We start from the raw sequence: 18033 nt of genomic DNA on the forward strand, positions 1-18033 counted from the left end.
CCTGCATTCCGGCGGCGTGCCGGACGCGCTCGCCCGTTTGCAGGCATGCTTCATGAAACACACTTCTCTGTACACCTTGCTGCTGGGCGTCATGGCCAGCGCTCCCGCCCTGTCCCTGGCCGCCGAACCCGCCGTCACGACCCTGGCGCCCACCACCATTTACGGCGCGGGCCATGTTGAGCCGGCGCCCAACGGCCCCATCGACCTGGACATCAAGGACAGCACCGGCAGCCGCCTGGGGCTGACCCTGCGCGAAACGCCGGCCAGCGTCACCGTCATCACGCGCGAGCAGATCGAAGCGCGTGGCTCGCTCAACACGCAGGACATCGCGCGCGGCATTCCGGGCGTGGACAACGCCTCGCCCCCCGGCAATGCCGGCGCGGTCAGCTATCGCGGCTTCGCCGGTGGCCAGGTATCGCAATTGTTCAACGGCATCTCGGTGCAGTACGACGCCATTGCCGGGCGCCCGGTGGACAGCTGGATCTACGATCGCGTCGAAGCCATCGGCGGCCCGTCCACGTTTCTGTTCGGCGCGGGCGCGGTCGGCGGCGCCATCAACGTTGTCACCAAGCTGCCCGAACGCGACACCTTCTACGACAGCCAATTCCGCCTGGGCTCGTTCGACAGCCGCCAATATTCCATCGGCCTGAACCAGCAATTGGCGGGTGACGCCGGCGGCCAGGGCCACTACCTGCGCATCGACGCCAACACCGGCTCCAGCCACGGTTGGGTGGACGGCAACCATAGCCGCGCCACGCAAGTGGCGGCATCGCTGCTGTCCGACCTGGGCGCGGACCTGACCCAGACCTTCGCCTTTGAATACCAGCGCGAACAGGTCGACCGCCCCTACTGGGGCACGCCGCTAAAAACCAACGCCAACGGCGTGGTGCAAGGCGAAGGCCAGATCATGGATGGCACGCGTTTCAAGAACTACAACGTCAACGACGGCCTGTACGAGCAATCCATTCTTTGGGCGCGGTCGATCACCGAATGGCGCGCGGGCTCGAACCTCACGCTGAAGAACACGCTGTACCACTATCGTGCTGAACGCGATTTTCGTAACCTGGAAAGCTATCGCTTCAATGCCGGCAACAGCCTGGTGCTGCGCTCGGGCGCGTTGCTGCAACGGCACGAGCAGACGCTGACCGGCAACCGCATCGAAGGGCTGTACCGCTCGACGCTTGCCGGGCTGCCCAGCGACTGGTCGTTTGGCGCCGACATCAGCCAGAACAAGGTCACGCGCTTTCCGACCAGCATCAACGGCCAGGTCGATGCCGTGGACCCGTACGACTTTTCGCCCGGTGACTTCTACGATATTCCCGGCATGACGCGCGGCCACAAGCCCGACCGCGAGAACCGCATCCGCACCTTTGCCCTGACGGTGGAAAACCGCACGCAGGTGCTGCCCGGCGTGGCCATTGTGTCGGCGCTGCGCAAGGACTTTATCGACCTGGACCTGACCAACCGCCGCGCGGTGACCGCCACGTCGCCCGCTGGCGCGCAGCGCAGCTATTCGCCCTTGACCGGGCGCTTGGGCGTGAACTGGGAAGTCAGCCCTGAAGCCGCGTTGTACGCGCAGTACGCGACGGCGGCGGACCCCCCTTCCGGCTTGCTGGCCACCGCATCCTTCGCCGACGTGCTGAACAACGACAAGCTCACCACCGGCACGCAGGCCGAAGTGGGCGGCAAGTTCAGCTTCTGGGACGGGCGCGGCGCGGCCACCGTGGCGGTCTACGAGATCAAGCGCAAGAACATGGCAACGTCCGACCCCGACAACCCCGGCGTCAGCGTGCCGGTGGGCGCGCAGTCCGCGCGCGGCGTGGAACTGGCGGGCGGCCTGCAATTGACGCCCAAGCTGTCCGTGCAAGGCAACGTGGCCTTTGTCGACCCGCGTTACGACGACTTCTCGCAATCCGCGGGTGGCGTGCCGGTATCGCGCAATGGCAACGTGCCGACCAACACGCCACGCCGGTTGGCCAACGTATGGGTCGATTACGCCTTCGTGCCCGACTGGAATGCCAGCGTCGCCGCGCGCTACGTGGGCCGTTCCTACGCGGACGCGGCCAACACCGTGTGGGCGCCGTCCTACACCGTGTTCGATGCGGCCCTGTCGCACCGGATCAACCGCAACGTGAACGCCACCGTGCGCGTGCGCAACCTGACCGACAAGGTCTACGCCGCCAACGCCAGCCCGACCATGTTCTACCTGGGCGCGCCGCGTTCGGTGGAACTGACGCTGCAAATGCGGTTTTGACGAACGCGCGACCAAGGGGGATGCCATGAGCACCACATCCAGCCGCGCGCCCGCGCGCCACGCCGGGCCGCCACTGTCCACGCGCGCCAAGCGTTGGCTGTACCTGATCCATCGCTGGGCCGGCATTGTGCTGTGCCTGTTCTTCGCCATGTGGTTTATTTCCGGCGTGGTGATGATGTACGTGGGCTACCCCAAGCTGACGCCGCACGAGCGGCTGACGCATCTGGCCCCGCTGGACGCGGCCACGCTTGCCGTCACGCCCGGCCAGGCGCTGGCGGCGGCCGGGGCAAGCGATGCCATCGGCCTGAGCCTGGCCGCCACACGTGCCGGCGCGCCGGTCTATCTGGTGCCCGGCGCGCCGCGCAAGCCGCCCAAGGTGGTGGATGCGGCCACCGGCGCGCTGCTGCCGCCCGCCGATGCGTCGGTGGCGAAGGCCTCGGCGCTGGCATGGTTCGGCGGGCAGTACGCCGCGCGCCATCAGGAAACCGTGGACGAAGACGTCTACACGCATTCGGGTTCGCTGGACGTGCACCGTCCGCTGCATCGGGTGGACATGGACGACCCGGCGCGCACGCGCTTGTACGTGTCGTCGGCCACGGGCGCGGTGGTGCTGGACGCCACGCGCAACGAGCGCGCCTGGAACTACGCGGGAGCGTGGATCCACTGGCTGTACCCGCTGCGCGGCAACGTGCTGGACCGCTGGTGGCATGACGTGGTGGTGTGGCTGTCGGTGGCGGGCGTGCTGGTGGCGCTGACGGGCACGGTGGTGGGCATCCTGCGCTGGCGCTTTTCGCGCCCGTACGCCACGGGCAGCCGTTCGCCCTACCGCGAACGCATGATGCGATGGCATCACATCAGCGGGCTGCTGTTTGCCGCCATCACCATCACATGGATCTTCAGCGGCCTGATGTCGATGAACCCGTGGAAGTTGTTCACCAGCACGGCCGCGCCGCTGGCGCACAGCGCGTACGCCGGCCCCGCCGCCGAGACGCCGCTGGCCTCACCGCGCGAGCTGATTGCCGCGCTGCCTGCCGCCCCGCGCGAACTGACCTGGACGCGCGCCGCCGGCCAGGACGTGGCGTTGGCCCGCAGCAGCGTGAGCGCGCCGCGCGTGCTGTCGGCCACGGCCGCCACGCCCACCGCGTTTGCCGAAGCAGACCTGCGCGAGTCGGCCGCGCGCCTGTTGCCCGACGCGGCGATACGCGAGGTTCAGGTTCTGCACGACTACGATTTCTACTACTACGCGCGAGACGCGCACGCGATGCTGGGCCACGTCGAAAAGCCGCTGCCGATGTGGCGCGTCGTCTACGACAACCCGCAGGCGACCTGGGTGTATCTGGACCCGGCCACCAGCCAGATCGTGGGCCGGCAAGACCGCAGCAATCGCGTCAGCCGCTGGCTGTTCGCCTTCTTGCATAGCTGGGACTGGACCGGCCTGTTGTCGCGCCGGCCGGTGTGGGACGTGCTGCTGATTGTGTTGAGCCTGGGCGGCGCGGCGTTGAGCCTGACCGGCGTGGTAATCGGTTGGCGGCGCTTGGGCAAGAAGCTGAAAGGATGAGGTTTGGCCGAATCAGGCTGCGGCCGGCCTCGCGTGTCCAGAAGTAAAACCCAGCACGGCGACGCACTTTGTAAGCGGACTGGCGGGAAACCCCATTACCATCGCGGCTATTGTTTATTACGCTGCGATGACGTGTCATGGATTTCCTGGACAGCCTGAACCATTCCCTGTTTCTTTCGATCAACGCCGACCCGGCTTCGCCCGCCTGGCGCATCCACGCCGCCATGCTGATCGCCAACCGGCTGATCCTGCTGGTGCCCGGCGCGCTGGCCGCGCTGTGGTTGTGGGGCGGGCAGCCGCAACGCAGCCTGGCGCTGAAGGTGCTGGCCAGCATCGGCGCCGCGCTGTTCATCAGCTATCTGTGCGGGGCGCTGTGGCCGCAGCCACGTCCGTTCGTGCTGGGGCTGGGCCATGCGTTCTTTGCGCACAAGGCGACCTCGTCCTTTCCCAGCAACCACACCATCATCATTGCCACCTTTGCGTTCGCGTTGATCCTGGACCGGCGCTGGGCGGCCTGGGGCTGGCTTGCGTTGCTGGGCGCCGCCGTCGTCGGTACGGCGCGCGTCTATCTGGGCGTGCATTTCCCCTTGGACATCGCGGGCGGCCTGGTGCTGGCGCCCATCGCCGCGGCGATTACCGCGGCGGTGTGGAATCGCGTCGGCGCACCGCTGACGCTGGCCACGCAAGGCATTTACCGCAAGCTGTTGGCCTTGCCGATTGCACGCGGCTGGTTCCGCGCGTAGGCGGTCGGCGGATCAACCCGGCGCAGCGCGCCTGCCGGGGTCCGCTTCCCCTGGCGCCCGCGTGAGGCGGATCGCTCAGTTGATCGCAACGTTCGCGTCTTTGACCAGCTTGGCGTAGTTGGTGGTGTCCGCGCCGATACGGGCGCGCATCTGCTCAGGCGTGTCGCCAATCGGCACCGCCCCGATCTCGGCCATCCGGCGCGAGAAGTCGGGCGAATGGATGATCTTCACCATCTCGGCGTTCAGCCGCGTCACCACCTCGGCGGGCGCGGCGGCCGGCGCCAACACGCCAAACCACGTCCCCATGTTGAAGGGCTTGATGCCCGCCTCTTGCATCGTCGGCACATTCGGCAACGCGGCCGAGCGCTGATCGGTAGTGACAGCCAGCGCGCGCAGCTTGCCGCTTTGAATGTGCGCCAGCACGGGCGTGATGGTGTCGAACGACATATCGATCTGGCCGCCCAGCAAATCGGTGGTCAACGGCCCGCTGCCCTTGTACGGCACGTGCAACAGCTTGACGTGGCCCTGCTGCTCGAACTGCGCACCGATCAGGTGTTGCCCCGTGCCCATGCCGTTGGACCCATACGTCAGCTTGCCCGGCGCAGCCTGCGCCAGCTTGAGCAGGCCTTGCACGGTGGTGGCGTCCAGCTTGGGGTTGACGACCAGCACGTTGGGCACCAGCGCCACCGTCGTCACCGGCGCGAAGTCCTTCTGAAAGTCGTAGTGCAGGCTCTTGTAGACGCTGGTGGCGATGGTGTGATGCACCGCGCCCATCAGCAGCGTGTAGCCGTCGGGCGCTGCCTTGGCCACGTAGTCGGCGCCCAGCGTCGAACCCGCGCCCGGCTTGTTTTCCACCACCACGGGCTGGCCCAGGCTCTTGGACAGTTCCTGCCCCAGGGCGCGCGCCAACACGTCGGTGGTGCCGCCCGCCGGAAATGGCACCACCAGGCTGATCGGCCGGGCCGGATACGTCTGCGCCATGGCGGCCCCGCCCATCAAGGGCAGGCCCATCGCGCAGGCGAGCGCCAACGCGCGCACGCGGAATCGTTGCTTGAACATGCTTGTCTCCTTGGAATACGAATGGACTTCGCTTCTTGTTGTATTGCCGGGTCACCGCGTGAAGCTTGCTGCCTCGGGGTCTTGCGCCCTGTCGCGGTGTCCGGGTATCGCTGCGGGCGGCGCGTGCCGCTACGCCGCCTTGACCTGTCTGCCCTGCGCCAGCTGCGCGCAGACGGCCTCGGTGACGTCATCGGTACGCGCCTGCCCGCCCAGGTCGCGAGTATGCAGCGCCGGGGTGGCCGTGACGCGTTCGATGGCTTGCATCAAACGCGCCGCCGCGTCCGTCTCGCCCAGGTGTTCCAGCAGCATGACCACCGACCAGAACGTGCCCACCGGGTTGGCCAGGCCTTGCCCCATGATGTCGAAGGCCGAACCGTGGATGGGTTCGAACATGGAGGGGTAGCGGCGTTCCGGGTCGATGTTGCCGGTGGGCGCGATGCCCAGGCTGCCGGCCAGCGCGGCGGCCAGGTCGCTGAGGATGTCGGCATGCAGGTTGGTGGCCACGATGGTGTCCAGCGACGCGGGCCGGTTGACCATGCGCGCGGTGGCGGCGTCGACCAGTTCCTTGTCCCACGTGACGTCGGGAAACTCGCGGCTGACTTGTAGCGCGATCTCGTCCCACATGACCATGGCGTGGCGCTGCGCGTTGGATTTGGTGATGACGGTCAACAGCTTGCGCGGGCGCGATTGCGCCAGCTTGAAGGCAAAGCGCAGGATGCGTTCAACGCCGGCCCGCGTCATGATGGACACGTCGGTAGCGGCCTCGATGGGATGGCCCTGATGCACGCGCCCCCCCACGCCGGAATATTCGCCTTCGGAATTTTCGCGCACGATGACCCAGTTCAGTTGCTCGGGCGTGCAGCGCTTTAGCGGCGCGTCGATGCCGGGCAGGATGCGCGTGGGGCGCACGTTGGCGTACTGGTCAAAGCCCTGGCAGATCTTCAGGCGCAGGCCCCACAGGGTGATGTGGTCGGCAATGTCGGGGTCGCCGGCCGAGCCGAACAGGATGGCGTCCTTGTCGCGCAAGGCGTCCAGGCCATCGGCGGGCATCATCACGCCGTGCTGGCGGTAATAGTCGCCGCCCCAATCGAAGTTCTGAAATTCGAATTGCAGGCCGCCTTCGTCGGCAATGGCCTGCATGACGCGCTGGCCGGCCGGAATCACTTCCTTGCCGATGCCGTCGCCGGGGATGGTTGCGATGCGGTAGGTCTTCATAAGCCGACAGGCTCCTTGCGGGTAAGGGTCTGTCGGCAATGTACCGAGCGCTGCGCGCCGTGCGCGCAGCGCCGTTCACAACATCTTCAACCTGAAGTTGAAGATGGCGCGGCGGTGATCCGCAGCGATGATCAGCAGCGGTTGACGTTCAGGTTGTTGATCAGGTTGTTGAACGTCTGGCGCAGGCTGTAGGCGTCATCGACGATGGTGGGGCGCATCATCTTGAAGGCGCCGGTGCGTTCGGCGTCCTGCTTGTAGCGGCCGCTGTCCGTGTTTTCCAGCACCTTGCGGCCGGCGGCCAGGAAGGCGTTGGCCTGCATCATCGTGCTGGCGCAGCCCTTGGGATCGGCCTCGCGGGTCTTCTTGTCAAAGCCCAGCGTCATCTCGTTCAGCTTGTCCAGCTGCTGCTTGAACGCGTCCTTCTTGTCGCCCAGGCCGGTACCTTCGAAAATGCCGGTGGCCTGGTCCAGCGTGGACTTGCCGTAATAGACCATGCCCGCGCGGTAGTAGGCCACGGTGTCCTTCTTGGCCTTCTCGAACGCTTCCTTGGTGTTGGCCGTGTCCTTCACGGAAATGCCATGGTAGAAGGCGCTTTCGGCCTTGGCCACTTCGGTCAGCGCGGCCACGTAGGCCGGGCTTTTCTCGCGTGCCAGCGCGCCGTTGTCCGACAGGAAGGTCTTGGCGGCAGCGTAGTTTTGCAGCTCGGTGGACAGCGGGGCCAGCTTGCCCAGCGCGTCGGCAAAGTTCTTGGCGGGCGCGTCGATCTCGGGGATGGCCGGCTTCATGGCCAGGGCCTTTTCCAGCTTTTCCTTGGTGCGCAGCACCATGATGTCGTTGCCGATGACGTAGTCCTTCACGGGCTTCTTGTCGGCCATCTTGGGCACCATGTACTTGTTGTACTGGTCCAGCGTTTCATCAAACGACTGGCTGATGCTGTTGGCCGCGTCAACGTACTGGTTGTACTTGACGATCTCGGCCTGGGCGGTGCTGGCTTCAGCGGCTTTTGCTTGCGGCTTGGCGTTGTCGTCACCGCACGCGGCGAGCATCAACGTGGCGGCCAAAATAGCGGACATGCACAAGGGGCGCGACATAAAAATCTGTTCTCCGAAAAAGGGAACGCATCATATGCCGCCGTGTTGCTTAACACGCTACAAAGTCATTCAGAGCTGTCACAAGCCTTTGCAAAGCACGACGACTTCTTTACACGCCCGCTCATGCCCGCGCTTTTGGCCAAGCGCAGGCGTGCCGCGCGGCGCATGCGCCGGCGGTTTTCGGACAGCAATATCATCGGCACAACACTGTCCGAAAACCGCTAGATGCCCGCCTGCCGGCGGCGCTAGCATGGCGGCATGAATCTGGATCACGACGCCTGCTACCGCGCCATCAGCGTGCGCGACGCCCGTTACGACGGGCGCTTCTTCACAGCGGTGAAGACCACGCGCATTTATTGCCGCCCGGTGTGCCCGGCGCGCACGCCGCTATCTCGCAACGTCACGTTTTTCGGCAGCGCCGCCGCCGCGCAAGAAGCGGGGTTTCACCCTTGCCTGCGTTGCCGCCCGGAAACCGCGCCCGACCTTGGCCCCCCGCGTGAACTACCGGACAGCGTGGCGCGCGCGCTGGCGCTGATCGAGGCGGGCGCCTTGGACGATGCCGGCGTGGACGCGCTGGCCGCCAGGCTGGGCGTGGGCGACCGGCAACTACGCCGGCTGTTTCGCCAGCATCTGGGTGCGTCGGCGGTGGCCGTGGCGCAAACCCGGCGTGTGCTGCTGGCCAAGCAACTGATCCACGAAACCCAGCTGCCCATGGCCGACATTGCCTTCGCTTCCGGCTTTGGCAGCATTCGCCGCTTCAATGAAACCTTCCTGGCGCTATTCGGCCGAGCGCCCGGCGCGCTGCGGCGTTCGGCCCGGCCCGATGTGCCCTATGCCGCGCAAGGCGAAATCAAGCTGTTGCTGCGCTACCGGCCGCCTTACGACTGGGCGGCCATGCTGGATTTTCTGCGGATGCGGGCCATACCCGGCATGGAGCGCGTGGATGGCGATAGCTATGCGCGCACGGTCAGCGTGGATGGCATGCAGGGCACGATCAGCGTGCGGCCGGGCACGGGCAACGCGTTGCAGGCCACGGTGCGCGTGGCGCGCGTGAATGCATTGCCGACGATCATTGCGCGGATCCGGCGGCTGTTCGACCTGGGCAGCGACCCCGTTGCGCTGGCGGCGCAGTTCGCGCATGACCCGGTGATGGCGGCGTTGATCGCGGCGCGCCCAGGCTTGCGCGTGCCGGGCGCCTGGGACGGTTTTGAATTGGCGATGCGCGCGGTGCTGGGCCAGCAGATCACCGTGTCGGCGGCTATCCGGCTGGCGGGCAAGCTGGTGGCCGCGCATGGCGCATGGCTGACGCAGCCCGAGGACGGCCTGACCCATTGTTTTCCCGAGCCGCCAGCGTTGGCCCACGCGGAGCTTGCCGGTCTGGGCATGCCGCGCAGCCGCGCGGCCACGCTGTCGGCGGTGGCGGCTGCGGCGGTGGCGGACCCACGTTTGTTCGATCCGGGCAGCAGTCTGGAACACGCGGTCAAGCGGCTGCGCGCAATACGCGGCATCGGAGAGTGGACGGCGCAGTACATTGCGTTGCGCCAGTTGCGTGAACCGGATGCGTTTCCCAGCGCGGACATCGGCTTGATCCGTGCGTTGGAGAAATTGGAAGCGCGGCCCTACACGCCCGCGCAGTTGCTGGCGCGGTCCGACTCATGGCGGCCATGGCGCGCGTATGCCGCGCAGCATCTGTGGTCGGCGGGTTGAGCGCGGCGGGTTGAGGACCGGGCGGCCTGCTGTCTGGGGCGTGCTGTCTGCTGCGTGCTGTCTGCTGCGTGCGTGCTGTCTGCTGCGTGCTGCGTGCTGCGTGCTGTCGGTCCAGTCTGCCGCTTGCCACTCACCTGGTTGCTTCTGCGCGGGGCCGCGCATCCTTCCCTACCAGGCTGCCTGTTTATCGCGCTGAAAATAGCCCACCAAAAAATCCACAAAGACGCGGACCTTGGCGGACAGGTGGTGGCGTTCGGGGAACACGGCGTAGATATCGGCTTGCGGCAACGCGTAGTCTTCCAGCACGTGCACCAGCCGGCCGCTGCGCAGGTAGCGCGCCAGATCCCATTCGGCGCGCTGCAAGATGCCCAGGCCGGCAAGCCCCCAGGTCAGCGTGACTTCCCCATCGTTGCTGCTTAACGTGCCCCGCACCTTCACGGTTTCGCTGCGCCGGCCCTTGGTGAAGCGCCACAGGCTGTAGGCGTCTTCGTTCTGGCGCAGCACGATGCACTGGTGCCGCGTCAGGTCGTGCGGGGTTAGCGGCACGCCATGCGCTTTCAGGTAAGCCGGCGATGCGCACACCAGCCGCCGATTGGGCGCGATCTTGCGGGCGATCAAGCGCGTGTCGGGCAGGTCGCCGAAGCGCACCGCCACATCGAACGCGTCCTGCACGAAGTCGGCGGGGCTGTCGGTCAGCTGCAATTGCAACATCACGTCGGGATACTGCCTGGAAAATTCCGCGATGGCCGGCGCAATGTAGCTGCGGCCAAAGCCCAGCGGCGCGTTGACTTTCAAACGGCCGCGCGGGGTGTCCTGCCGGCTGGCGATCAGCGCGTCCAGGTCTTCGATTTCGCCCAGGATGCGGCGGGCGCTTTCCAGGTAGACCTCGCCTTCGGCCGTCAGGCTCAGGCGCCGCGTGCTGCGGTTGAACAGGCGCACGCCCAGCCGCGCTTCGATCTGCGCCAGCCGTTTGCTGACAGCAGCCGGCGTCACATCCAGTTGGCGGGCAGCCGCCGACATGCCGCCTGCACGGGCCAGCTCAACCACCAATTGCAGTTCGCTGGAATGCCCCATGGCGGCCGGCCGGGGCGCTTAGTCGCGGAAGTTTTCGAACTGCAAGGGCAGGTCGACGTCGGTCTTCTTCAACAGTGCGATGGCCGATTGCAGGTCGTCGCGCTTTTTACCGGTGATACGCAGCTTGTCACCGTTGATCTGCGATTCCACCTTGAGCTTGGCGTTCTTGATGGCGGCGATCAGCTTCTTGGCCACGGGCTGTTCGATACCCTGCTTGATGGTGACCTTCTGGCGGGCGCCGCCCAGGTTTTCCAGCGGGTCGGCCACGTCCAGGCAGCGCACGTCGATGCCACGCGCCGACAGGCGGCCGCGCAGGATGTCTAGCATTTGCTTGAGCTGGAACGCGCTGGAGGCCACCTGGGTGACGACAAAGCCTTCCAGTTCGAACTTGGCGTCGCTGCCCTTGAAGTCGAAGCGGGTGGACAGTTCGCGGTTGGCCTGATCGATGGCGTTGGTGAGTTCGTGTTTGTCGACTTCGGAGACGACGTCAAAAGTAGGCATGACACGGGTCCTGTTGGATGATGAAAAATAGGGATGAACGTCAGAGCCGCCTGCATCAAGCGGCGCTTTGGTTAACGCTGGGTATGACTGCCGCGCACGACTGCCGGGTGCGACTGCCGCGTACGACGGCCGCTTACCACTGCCGCGTACGACGGCCGCTTATCACTGCTGTCTACGCCCGCAGTGTATGACGCGGTGTACCTCGGCCGCCATTTTACCGGCCCCGCGCCGCCGCGCGCCACCGCACCGAACGGCGCGCGCCGCCCTGCCCGCTACCTCGTCAGGACCAGCAGTCGGTCAGGCTGCAACGGGTGGGCGATCACCTGGGCGTCGATGCCGTAGGCCAGGTGCAGGTTGGCCGCCGTCAGCACCTGGGCGGGGGTGCCTTGCGCGATGGCACGGCCGGCGTTAAGCAGCAACAGGCGGTCGCACCAGCGGGCGGCCAGATTCATGTCGTGCAGAATCACCAGGACACCTGTATTGCCCTCATGCGCCAGTTCCCAGGCGCGGCGCAGCAGGTCGCCCTGGTGCTTCGGGTCCAGGCTGGCGGTGGGTTCGTCCAGCAACAGGTAACGTGCCTCGCCGGATGCGCGGGCGGCGTGGCACTGCACCAGCACACGCGCGAATTGCACGCGCTGCTGTTCACCGCCCGACAGTTCCGGATAGCGGCGGCCGGCCAGATGCGCCACATCGGCAAGGCCCAGCGCGTGGGCCACCAGCGCATCGACCTGTGCAGGCGCCAGTTCAGCGAACGGGTAGGCGCCCATTGCCACCACTTCCCGCACGCCCAGGTCGAAGGTCAGGCCGGGCTTTTGCGGCAGCACCGCACGGCGTCGCGCTTGGCTGCCCAGCGCCATGCCGGCAAGCGGCGCGCCGTCCAGCGTTATCTGGCCGGCATCGGCCGATAGCTCGGCCGCCAGCGCACCCAGCAAGGTGGATTTGCCCGCGCCGTTGGCGCCCAGCAAGCCCACGACCTCACCGGGGCGCACCTCCAGCGACACGTCGGTCAGAATGCGTGCGCCGCCGCGAGACAAGCTCAGCGTGTGGGCCGCCAGGGCTTGTCCGCCCGCGGCGTGCCCGGCCGTGCGGGGGGCGGGTTGCGTCTGTGCAGCCTTCGTCTGTGCAGCCTGCGTCTGTTCAGCCTGCGCCTTTGCAGCCTGCGCCTTTGCAGCCTGCGCCTTTGCAGCCTGCGCCTGTGTGGTCTGCATCGGTTCCGCCTGCGTCTGTGCGAGCGGCGTCTGTGCGAGCGGCGTCTGTGCGAGCGGCGTCTGTGCGAGCGGCGTCGGCGTGGCCTGCACCTGTCCGACTGGAACCTGCGTGCGCGATGTCATGCCAGCCTCCGGCCGCGCGCCAGCAGCCACAGGAAGAAGGGGCCGCCGACCAGGCCCGTGACCAGGCCGATCGGCAGTTCGGCCGGCACGACGACGGTGCGCGCCATCCAGTCGGCCAGCACCAGGGCCAGGCCACCGGCCAGCACGGTGGCCGGCAGCAGCCAACGGTGATTGGCGCCCAGCGTCATGCGCACCAGATGCGGCACCACCAGCCCGACGAAGACGATGGTGCCGGTAGCCGCCACCAGCGGCCCGACAATCAGCGCGCTGGCCAGCACCAGTTGCGCGCGCACCCGCTTGAGCGCGTAGCCCAGATGCTGGGCCTCGCGCTCGCCCAGCAGCAAGGCGTTCATCACGCGCCACTGGCAAATCAACCACGCGCTCATCAGCAGCACCCACGGCGCCAGGAAGGCCAGCACGTGCCAGTTGGCGCCGCCCAGGCTGCCCATGTTCCAGAAGGTCAGGTCGCGCAGCTGCGCGTCGGTGGCCACGAAGGTGAACAGGCCGATCACACTGAACGACATCGCCGTGATCGCCACGCCGGCCAGCAGCAGGCCCGCCACGCCGGGCACGCGCCGGCCAACGGCATACGCGCACATCGTCGCCAGCAGGCTGCCCACGAAGGCGGACGGCGCGGTGACCCAGAACCCGCCCGAGGTCAGCACGATGGCGGCAACGGCGCCTAGCGCGCCGCCCGCCGAAATACCGATCAGGCCCGGTTCCGCCAAGGGGTTGCGAAACAAGGCCTGCATGGCCGCACCCGCTATCGCCAGCCCCGCCCCCGTCACCACCGCGAACAGCACGCGCGGCAAGCGGATGTCGATCAGCACGTTGCGCCACAGGGCATTCTCGGGCGTGGGTGTGCCCCACAGCAGCGCGGGCAATTCGCGTAGCGGGATCGTCACGGCGCCGTGCGCCGTCGCGCCCAGCACGGCCAGCAGCAAGGCCAGGGCCAGCAGCGCCAAGGCCGTCGGCGCGCTAACGCGCCATGACATCGGCCACCTCTTGTTTAAGCTGAGTCAACGCCAGCGGCAGGCGCGGCCCCATGCCCAGGATCAGCAGGTCGTCCATGACCACCACGCGACGCTTGGCGGCCGCCGGCGAGCCGGCAACGCCCGGCTGCGCCAGGAACTTGTCCATGCCGCCGGTGGCCTCCAGCGACGCTTGCGTCACCACGATAAGGTCAGGCGCCAACGCGCCGATGGCCTCGGCCGAGAGGGGCTTGTAGCCCTGCTGGTCATGCAGCACATTGGTCAGGCCGGCCAGCTGCATGACTTCATTGGCAGCGGTGTCGCGGCCCGCGCCCTGAGGCGTGCCCGTGCGGTTCATCAGCAACAGCGCGCGCGCCCGCGTGGGGGCAATGGCCTGGGCACGCGCGAGTTCCTGCGTGACCTTGTCCACCATGCGTTCGCCGGCCGGCGCCACGCCCAGCGCGTCGGCCACGGCGCGGATGCGCGCCTTCAGTGAATCCACCGACGGCGCATCCGGCACCGTAACGACGCGCACCCCCACGCCCGCCAGACGCTTGAGCGCGTCGGGCGGCCCGGCCTGTTCCGAGGCCAGCACCAGGTCGGGTTTGAGCGACAGCACGCCTTCCACCGGCACGGCGCGGTAATAGCCCACGCGCGGCAAGCGCGTGGCGGCTTCGGGGTACAGGCTGGACAGGTCGTCCCCCACCAGCCGGTCGCCCTCGCCCAGGCCATAGACGATTTCGGTGACGCTGCCGCCCAGGCTTACCACGCGGCTGGGTTCAGCGGCGTGCACGCCGGCCGCTGCGCCGCAGCCCAATGCCATCGTCACCGCCACAGCCCTTGCCAATGCTTTTGCTTTTGCCTTTGCTTTTGCCAATGCCTTTGCCATTGCCTTTGGCATGGCGATTGCCGACCCTTTTTTCATCGCACGTCCTCAGACCGCCAGCGGCGCATCGCACAGGCCGACCAGCAATTCGCGCCAGCCGGCCAGCTCCGGCTTGCCGGGCTTGCGTTCACCGAAGAACTGCACGATCAGGTCACCCGTGTCGGCATAGACCTCCAGCGACGTGACCCACCCATCGGAGGTCGGCTTGTTCACCACCCATGCCGAGGCGATGGCGGTGGTGTCCAGGTGCAGGTTGAACTTCGGATCCAGCACGTTGTACCAAGGGCCCGTGCGGCGCAATTCCCGCACCGGGCCGGTATGGATCTGGATCATGCCGCGGTTGCCCACAAAGCACATGATGGGCAGCGCCGACTCCGCCGCCGACTGCAACATGCGTTCCACGGATTCGGCCGGTACCGGCTGCGCCAGGTCTTCACCCACCGCCGCCAACGCCGCCAGCCGCGTCACCTTGAACTTGCGCAGCAAGGGGAAGAATTCGTGCGTGTCCTGCATGGCCAGCCAGGCTTGCCGGAAGGCGGCCGCGTCGTCGACCTGAGCGGCGTCGGTGGCGGGCGCATAGGCTTGCGTGTCGGGCCATTGCGCCTGGCCCGCGAATTTGGCGACCAGCGCGTCATAGGCCGCGGCATTGGTGGCGTCGGTGCGATACACCTTGTGCACCGCCACGCCCGCGCCGTCGAAGAATTGCAGGCTGTGGCGGCCATCCTGCTGAACGGCCCAGGCCGATTTCCAGGCGGTAAAGAACACGCGCAAGTCGATGTCGGGCCCCAACACCAGACCCACCGGGCCGTCGGCCTGAATGTCCAGGTATTCGCCGTGGCGTTCGTGCACGCACCAGTCGTTGCGCGTCAATGCCATCACTTCGCCCAGTGTGCCCAGTTCGCGAAAGATCTCTTGCGGTGAACCATGCAGCGCGGTGGATTGAACGCCGCCACAGCCGGCGGCAATCCATTCGGCCTCGGACACATTCAGCGCCTGTGCCAGATTGCGCGCGCGCAGCTTCGGTTGCGTGGCGGACAGGGCTTCGTTGCGGGCGCGCAGCTCGTCGGCGCGGGTCGTGAAATCTTGATTCGTCATCGTAGGCCTCCAGCCCAAGGGTTCCGTTTAGCGCCGCCGCCCGGCGGATGCCCGGCGGCGACGCGTGATCAATATCAATACTGGTACGTCAGGGACACGCGCACGCTGCGTCGGGGTTCGGTGTACCAGTCCACCGTGCGCGGCAAGGCCAGCGACCCGGCGGTCGGCACGTTGATGGCTTCCCAATACTTCTTGTCGAACAGGTTGAACACGCCAGCCTGCACCTGCAATCCCTTGACGGCGGTGGGCCGCCAGTAACCCATCAAGTCCACCACACCATAGCCCGGCGCCTGGAAGTCGGCGTTGGGGGTGGTGGCCGATGCCTCGGGGTATTCGACCTTGTCGCGCTTGAGCGCGGTAGTCAGCATGGCGTCCACGCCCCATACGTCGCGTCCGTAGCCCACGCCCAGAATGGCCTTTAACGGCGCGACCGAGTTCAGATACTGGCCCGTGCCTTCGTCCTTGCCCACGGCCCAGGCCAGCGAGCCCCAGGTGCGCCAGCCCGGCGAGAACTTCCAGTGCGCGCTGGCTTCGGCGCCATAGATGCGCACCTTGCCCCGGTTGACGTTGCCGGTCACGCCCAGCGGATACTGCCCTGCCCAACCGGTTTGCCATTGCGGCGAGCTGGCGTCCAGCGGCTGATTGGTATCGATGAAGTTCTGGTAACGATTATCAAAGAACGATACCGCACCGCCCAGGTCGTCGGAACCGATCTTGGCGCCCAGTTCCCAGCCCTTGCTGGTTTCGGGTTTCAGGTACGGATTGCCCACGCGCAAGTAGGTGCCGGGGCCGCCGTAGTTGGTATAGAGCTGGCTGGCGCTGGGCGCCTTGAAGCCGTAGGCGTACTGCGCGTACAGGCTCAGGTCGTCCCGGGCCTTCCATGTGCCCAGCAGCTTGGGCGAGAAGCGGCTGCCGCTGTTGGACGGCGGCAGCGCGGCCGCGTTCGGGTTGCTGGCGTAGCTGTCGGTGGATTGCGGCTTTTGTTCGTAGTGGTCGTAGCGCAGGGCCGGCATGACGGTGTAGCGGCCGTCGGCAAAGCTGAATTCGTCCTGCACCCACAGCGCCCATTGGTTGCCCTTGGACTGCGGCACGTCGGCCTGGTTGGTGTGCAGCATGTCGCACGAACGCGGGCCGAACGGCGCGGGCAACCCGGGGCGTATGGCCGGGCAATTGTCGTAGCCGCTGGAATTCTGCTCGGTCTTGTTGCCGTACCACTCGCCGCCCATGGTCCATAGCTGCGACACGGACGTGCCGGCCAGCCGCTTGGTCAATTCGCCGTTCACGCCAAAGAGCGTCTGCTGGATGGAATTGCTGCGCCCGTATGGGCCGCTGGGAAAGCCGTAGCGGAACGGGTCGCCCGGGATGATGCGCGCGCGGGAATCCACGCTGCGCATGCCGTCCAGCGAATTGTCCAGCCGCACGCGCTGCCAGTAGACGACGGCGGTGGCCGAATCGATCAGGCCGCCTGCGCCGGGCGCCTGGTACGAATAGTCGAACGACACGCGCTCGCGCTCGGTCTCTTTCTTTGTGCTGTTCTCGCCGTACAGATAACTGGTGCCCGCCCCCTGTTCGAACATGTTGTCGATGTCGGCCTTGCGCTTGAAGGTTTCGCCGGTCAGGCCGAAGCGGTGGCCGCCTTCGACGCGTTGTTGCAGCTTCAAAAGGAAGCTGCGCTGGTCGTAGTCTTCAGGGCTGGGTTCGCTGCGATTGGGGCCGTAGCCGCCCACGTCGCCCCGGTTGTCCAAGGCATGGCCGTTGCGCACGCCGGCCTGCACCAGCCAGAACGTGTTGCTGTGGATCTGGCCGGCCAGCGCGGCGTTGGCGCCCCAGCTGGAATCGGCGGAGTCGTAGTCGGTCTTGGCCAGTGCGCCAAAGGTCTTGCCGTCCGTCAACAGGTCGGAGGGGTCCAGCGTGCGTAGGTCGGCAATGCCCGAGATGGCGCCGGAGCCGCCCGCGCTGGCGTCCGCGCCGCGCACGATGTCCAGGCGCGACAGGCTGTTGAAGTCCACCGCTTCCAGCCCGCCCTTCACGCCGCGCGCGCCGTCGTCCAGCCAGGGCAGGCGGATGCCGTCCACGCGGGTCAGTACCCGGTCTTGATCCAGGCCGCGAATGTTGATGCTGTTGTTGGACCGGTTAAAGCTCACGCCCGGTTCGGCGCGTTTGCCCAGGTCGCTCCAGTTTTTGATTTGCAGCTCGTCCATGCGCTTGCGGTCGGTGCTGGTTTCCCAGGCGGGCGTGGCGACCGCGCCCTCGCCTTCTACCTTGACGGGCGCCAGCTGTGTGATGCCGGGCATGGCCGCTTGCAGCACGAACACGTTGCGGCTGCGTTCCTGTACGGCCAGGCCGCTGCCGTCCAGCAGGCGCGCAAAGCCGTCCGCCACGGTGTAGGTCCCCGTCAGCCCCGACGTGCGGCGTTGTCCCACCAGCGCGGCATCGAACAGCACCGTCACACCCGCGCTGTCGGCAAAGCGCGGCAGCGCGTCGGCCAGCGTGCCGGCGGCGATGCGATAGGCGCGTGCATCGCGTGCGGCGGCGGCCGTGGGAGCGC

The 18033-nt window shown here is 67.0% G+C and carries 14 protein-coding genes; 4 read left to right on the forward strand and 10 right to left on the reverse strand.

Annotated features, from left to right (window positions below; genetic code table 11):
- Window positions 1-52 precede the first annotated feature (52 nt).
- The 3 genes from AC6LJY_RS22135 to AC6LJY_RS22145 all read left to right on the forward strand — a co-directional run bounded on the left by AC6LJY_RS22135 (window position 53) and on the right by AC6LJY_RS22145 (window position 4555).
- Window positions 53-2254 (forward strand): TonB-dependent receptor, encoded by a 2202-nt coding sequence (locus AC6LJY_RS22135; protein WP_498136775.1) that lies wholly within the window; start codon window positions 53-55, stop codon window positions 2252-2254.
- A 25-nt stretch (window positions 2255-2279) separates the two neighbouring features.
- A complete protein-coding gene (locus AC6LJY_RS22140) occupies window positions 2280-3812 on the forward strand; it encodes a PepSY domain-containing protein (protein WP_498136776.1) in 1533 nt (510 codons plus the stop codon).
- 137 nt (window positions 3813-3949) lie between these two features.
- Window positions 3950-4555 (forward strand): phosphatase PAP2 family protein, encoded by a 606-nt coding sequence (locus AC6LJY_RS22145; protein ID WP_498136777.1) that lies wholly within the window; start codon window positions 3950-3952, stop codon window positions 4553-4555.
- A 75-nt stretch (window positions 4556-4630) separates the two neighbouring features.
- Here AC6LJY_RS22145 and AC6LJY_RS22150 read toward each other — a convergent pair whose 3' ends face one another.
- The 3 genes from AC6LJY_RS22150 to AC6LJY_RS22160 form a co-directional block, all read right to left on the reverse strand.
- Window positions 4631-5614, reverse strand: coding sequence for a Bug family tripartite tricarboxylate transporter substrate binding protein (locus tag AC6LJY_RS22150; RefSeq protein ID WP_046805189.1), 984 nt, complete (start codon window positions 5612-5614; stop codon window positions 4631-4633).
- Window positions 5615-5743: 129 nt separating this feature from the next.
- Entirely contained in the window at window positions 5744-6829 is a 1086-nt protein-coding gene (locus AC6LJY_RS22155) for a tartrate dehydrogenase (RefSeq protein ID WP_104145592.1), read from the reverse strand.
- Between the two features lie 131 nt (window positions 6830-6960).
- Window positions 6961-7902, reverse strand: coding sequence for a DUF3829 domain-containing protein (locus AC6LJY_RS22160; protein WP_240433956.1), 942 nt, complete (start codon window positions 7900-7902; stop codon window positions 6961-6963).
- Between the two features lie 276 nt (window positions 7903-8178).
- Between AC6LJY_RS22160 and AC6LJY_RS22165 the strand changes: the two genes are divergently transcribed.
- Window positions 8179-9627: an AlkA N-terminal domain-containing protein gene (locus tag AC6LJY_RS22165; protein ID WP_498136778.1), complete on the forward strand. Its 1449-nt coding sequence runs from the start codon at window positions 8179-8181 to the stop codon at window positions 9625-9627.
- Window positions 9628-9795: 168 nt separating this feature from the next.
- Here the strand turns inward: AC6LJY_RS22165 and AC6LJY_RS22170 are convergent, their stop codons facing one another.
- The 7 genes from AC6LJY_RS22170 to AC6LJY_RS22200 all read right to left on the reverse strand — a co-directional run.
- A complete protein-coding gene (locus AC6LJY_RS22170) occupies window positions 9796-10701 on the reverse strand; it encodes a LysR family transcriptional regulator (protein WP_314365743.1) in 906 nt (301 codons plus the stop codon).
- An 18-nt stretch (window positions 10702-10719) separates the two neighbouring features.
- On the reverse strand, window positions 10720-11202 hold the full coding sequence (locus AC6LJY_RS22175) for a YajQ family cyclic di-GMP-binding protein (protein ID WP_046805184.1): 483 nt from the start codon (window positions 11200-11202) through the stop codon (window positions 10720-10722).
- A 272-nt stretch (window positions 11203-11474) separates the two neighbouring features.
- Complete coding sequence (locus AC6LJY_RS22180) at window positions 11475-12257, reverse strand: heme ABC transporter ATP-binding protein (RefSeq protein ID WP_498136781.1); 783 nt, start codon at window positions 12255-12257, stop codon at window positions 11475-11477.
- Window positions 12258-12529: 272 nt separating this feature from the next.
- A complete protein-coding gene (locus AC6LJY_RS22185) occupies window positions 12530-13528 on the reverse strand; it encodes a FecCD family ABC transporter permease (RefSeq protein WP_162941268.1) in 999 nt (332 codons plus the stop codon).
- Window positions 13512-14327 carry a heme/hemin ABC transporter substrate-binding protein gene (locus tag AC6LJY_RS22190; protein ID WP_485799188.1) on the reverse strand — a complete coding sequence of 272 codons (816 nt, stop codon included), beginning with the start codon at window positions 14325-14327 and terminating at the stop codon, window positions 13512-13514. Before AC6LJY_RS22190 ends, AC6LJY_RS22185 begins: the two co-directional genes overlap by 17 nt.
- Before the next feature lie 111 nt (window positions 14328-14438).
- Window positions 14439-15485 (reverse strand): hemin-degrading factor, encoded by a 1047-nt coding sequence (locus AC6LJY_RS22195; RefSeq protein ID WP_498136779.1) that lies wholly within the window; start codon window positions 15483-15485, stop codon window positions 14439-14441.
- 74 nt (window positions 15486-15559) lie between these two features.
- A partial coding sequence (locus AC6LJY_RS22200) for a TonB-dependent receptor (RefSeq protein ID WP_498136780.1) occupies window positions 15560-18033 on the reverse strand: 2474 nt, incomplete at its 5' end.

It is taken from the genome of Achromobacter sp. RT286_PF (assembly GCF_059760425.1).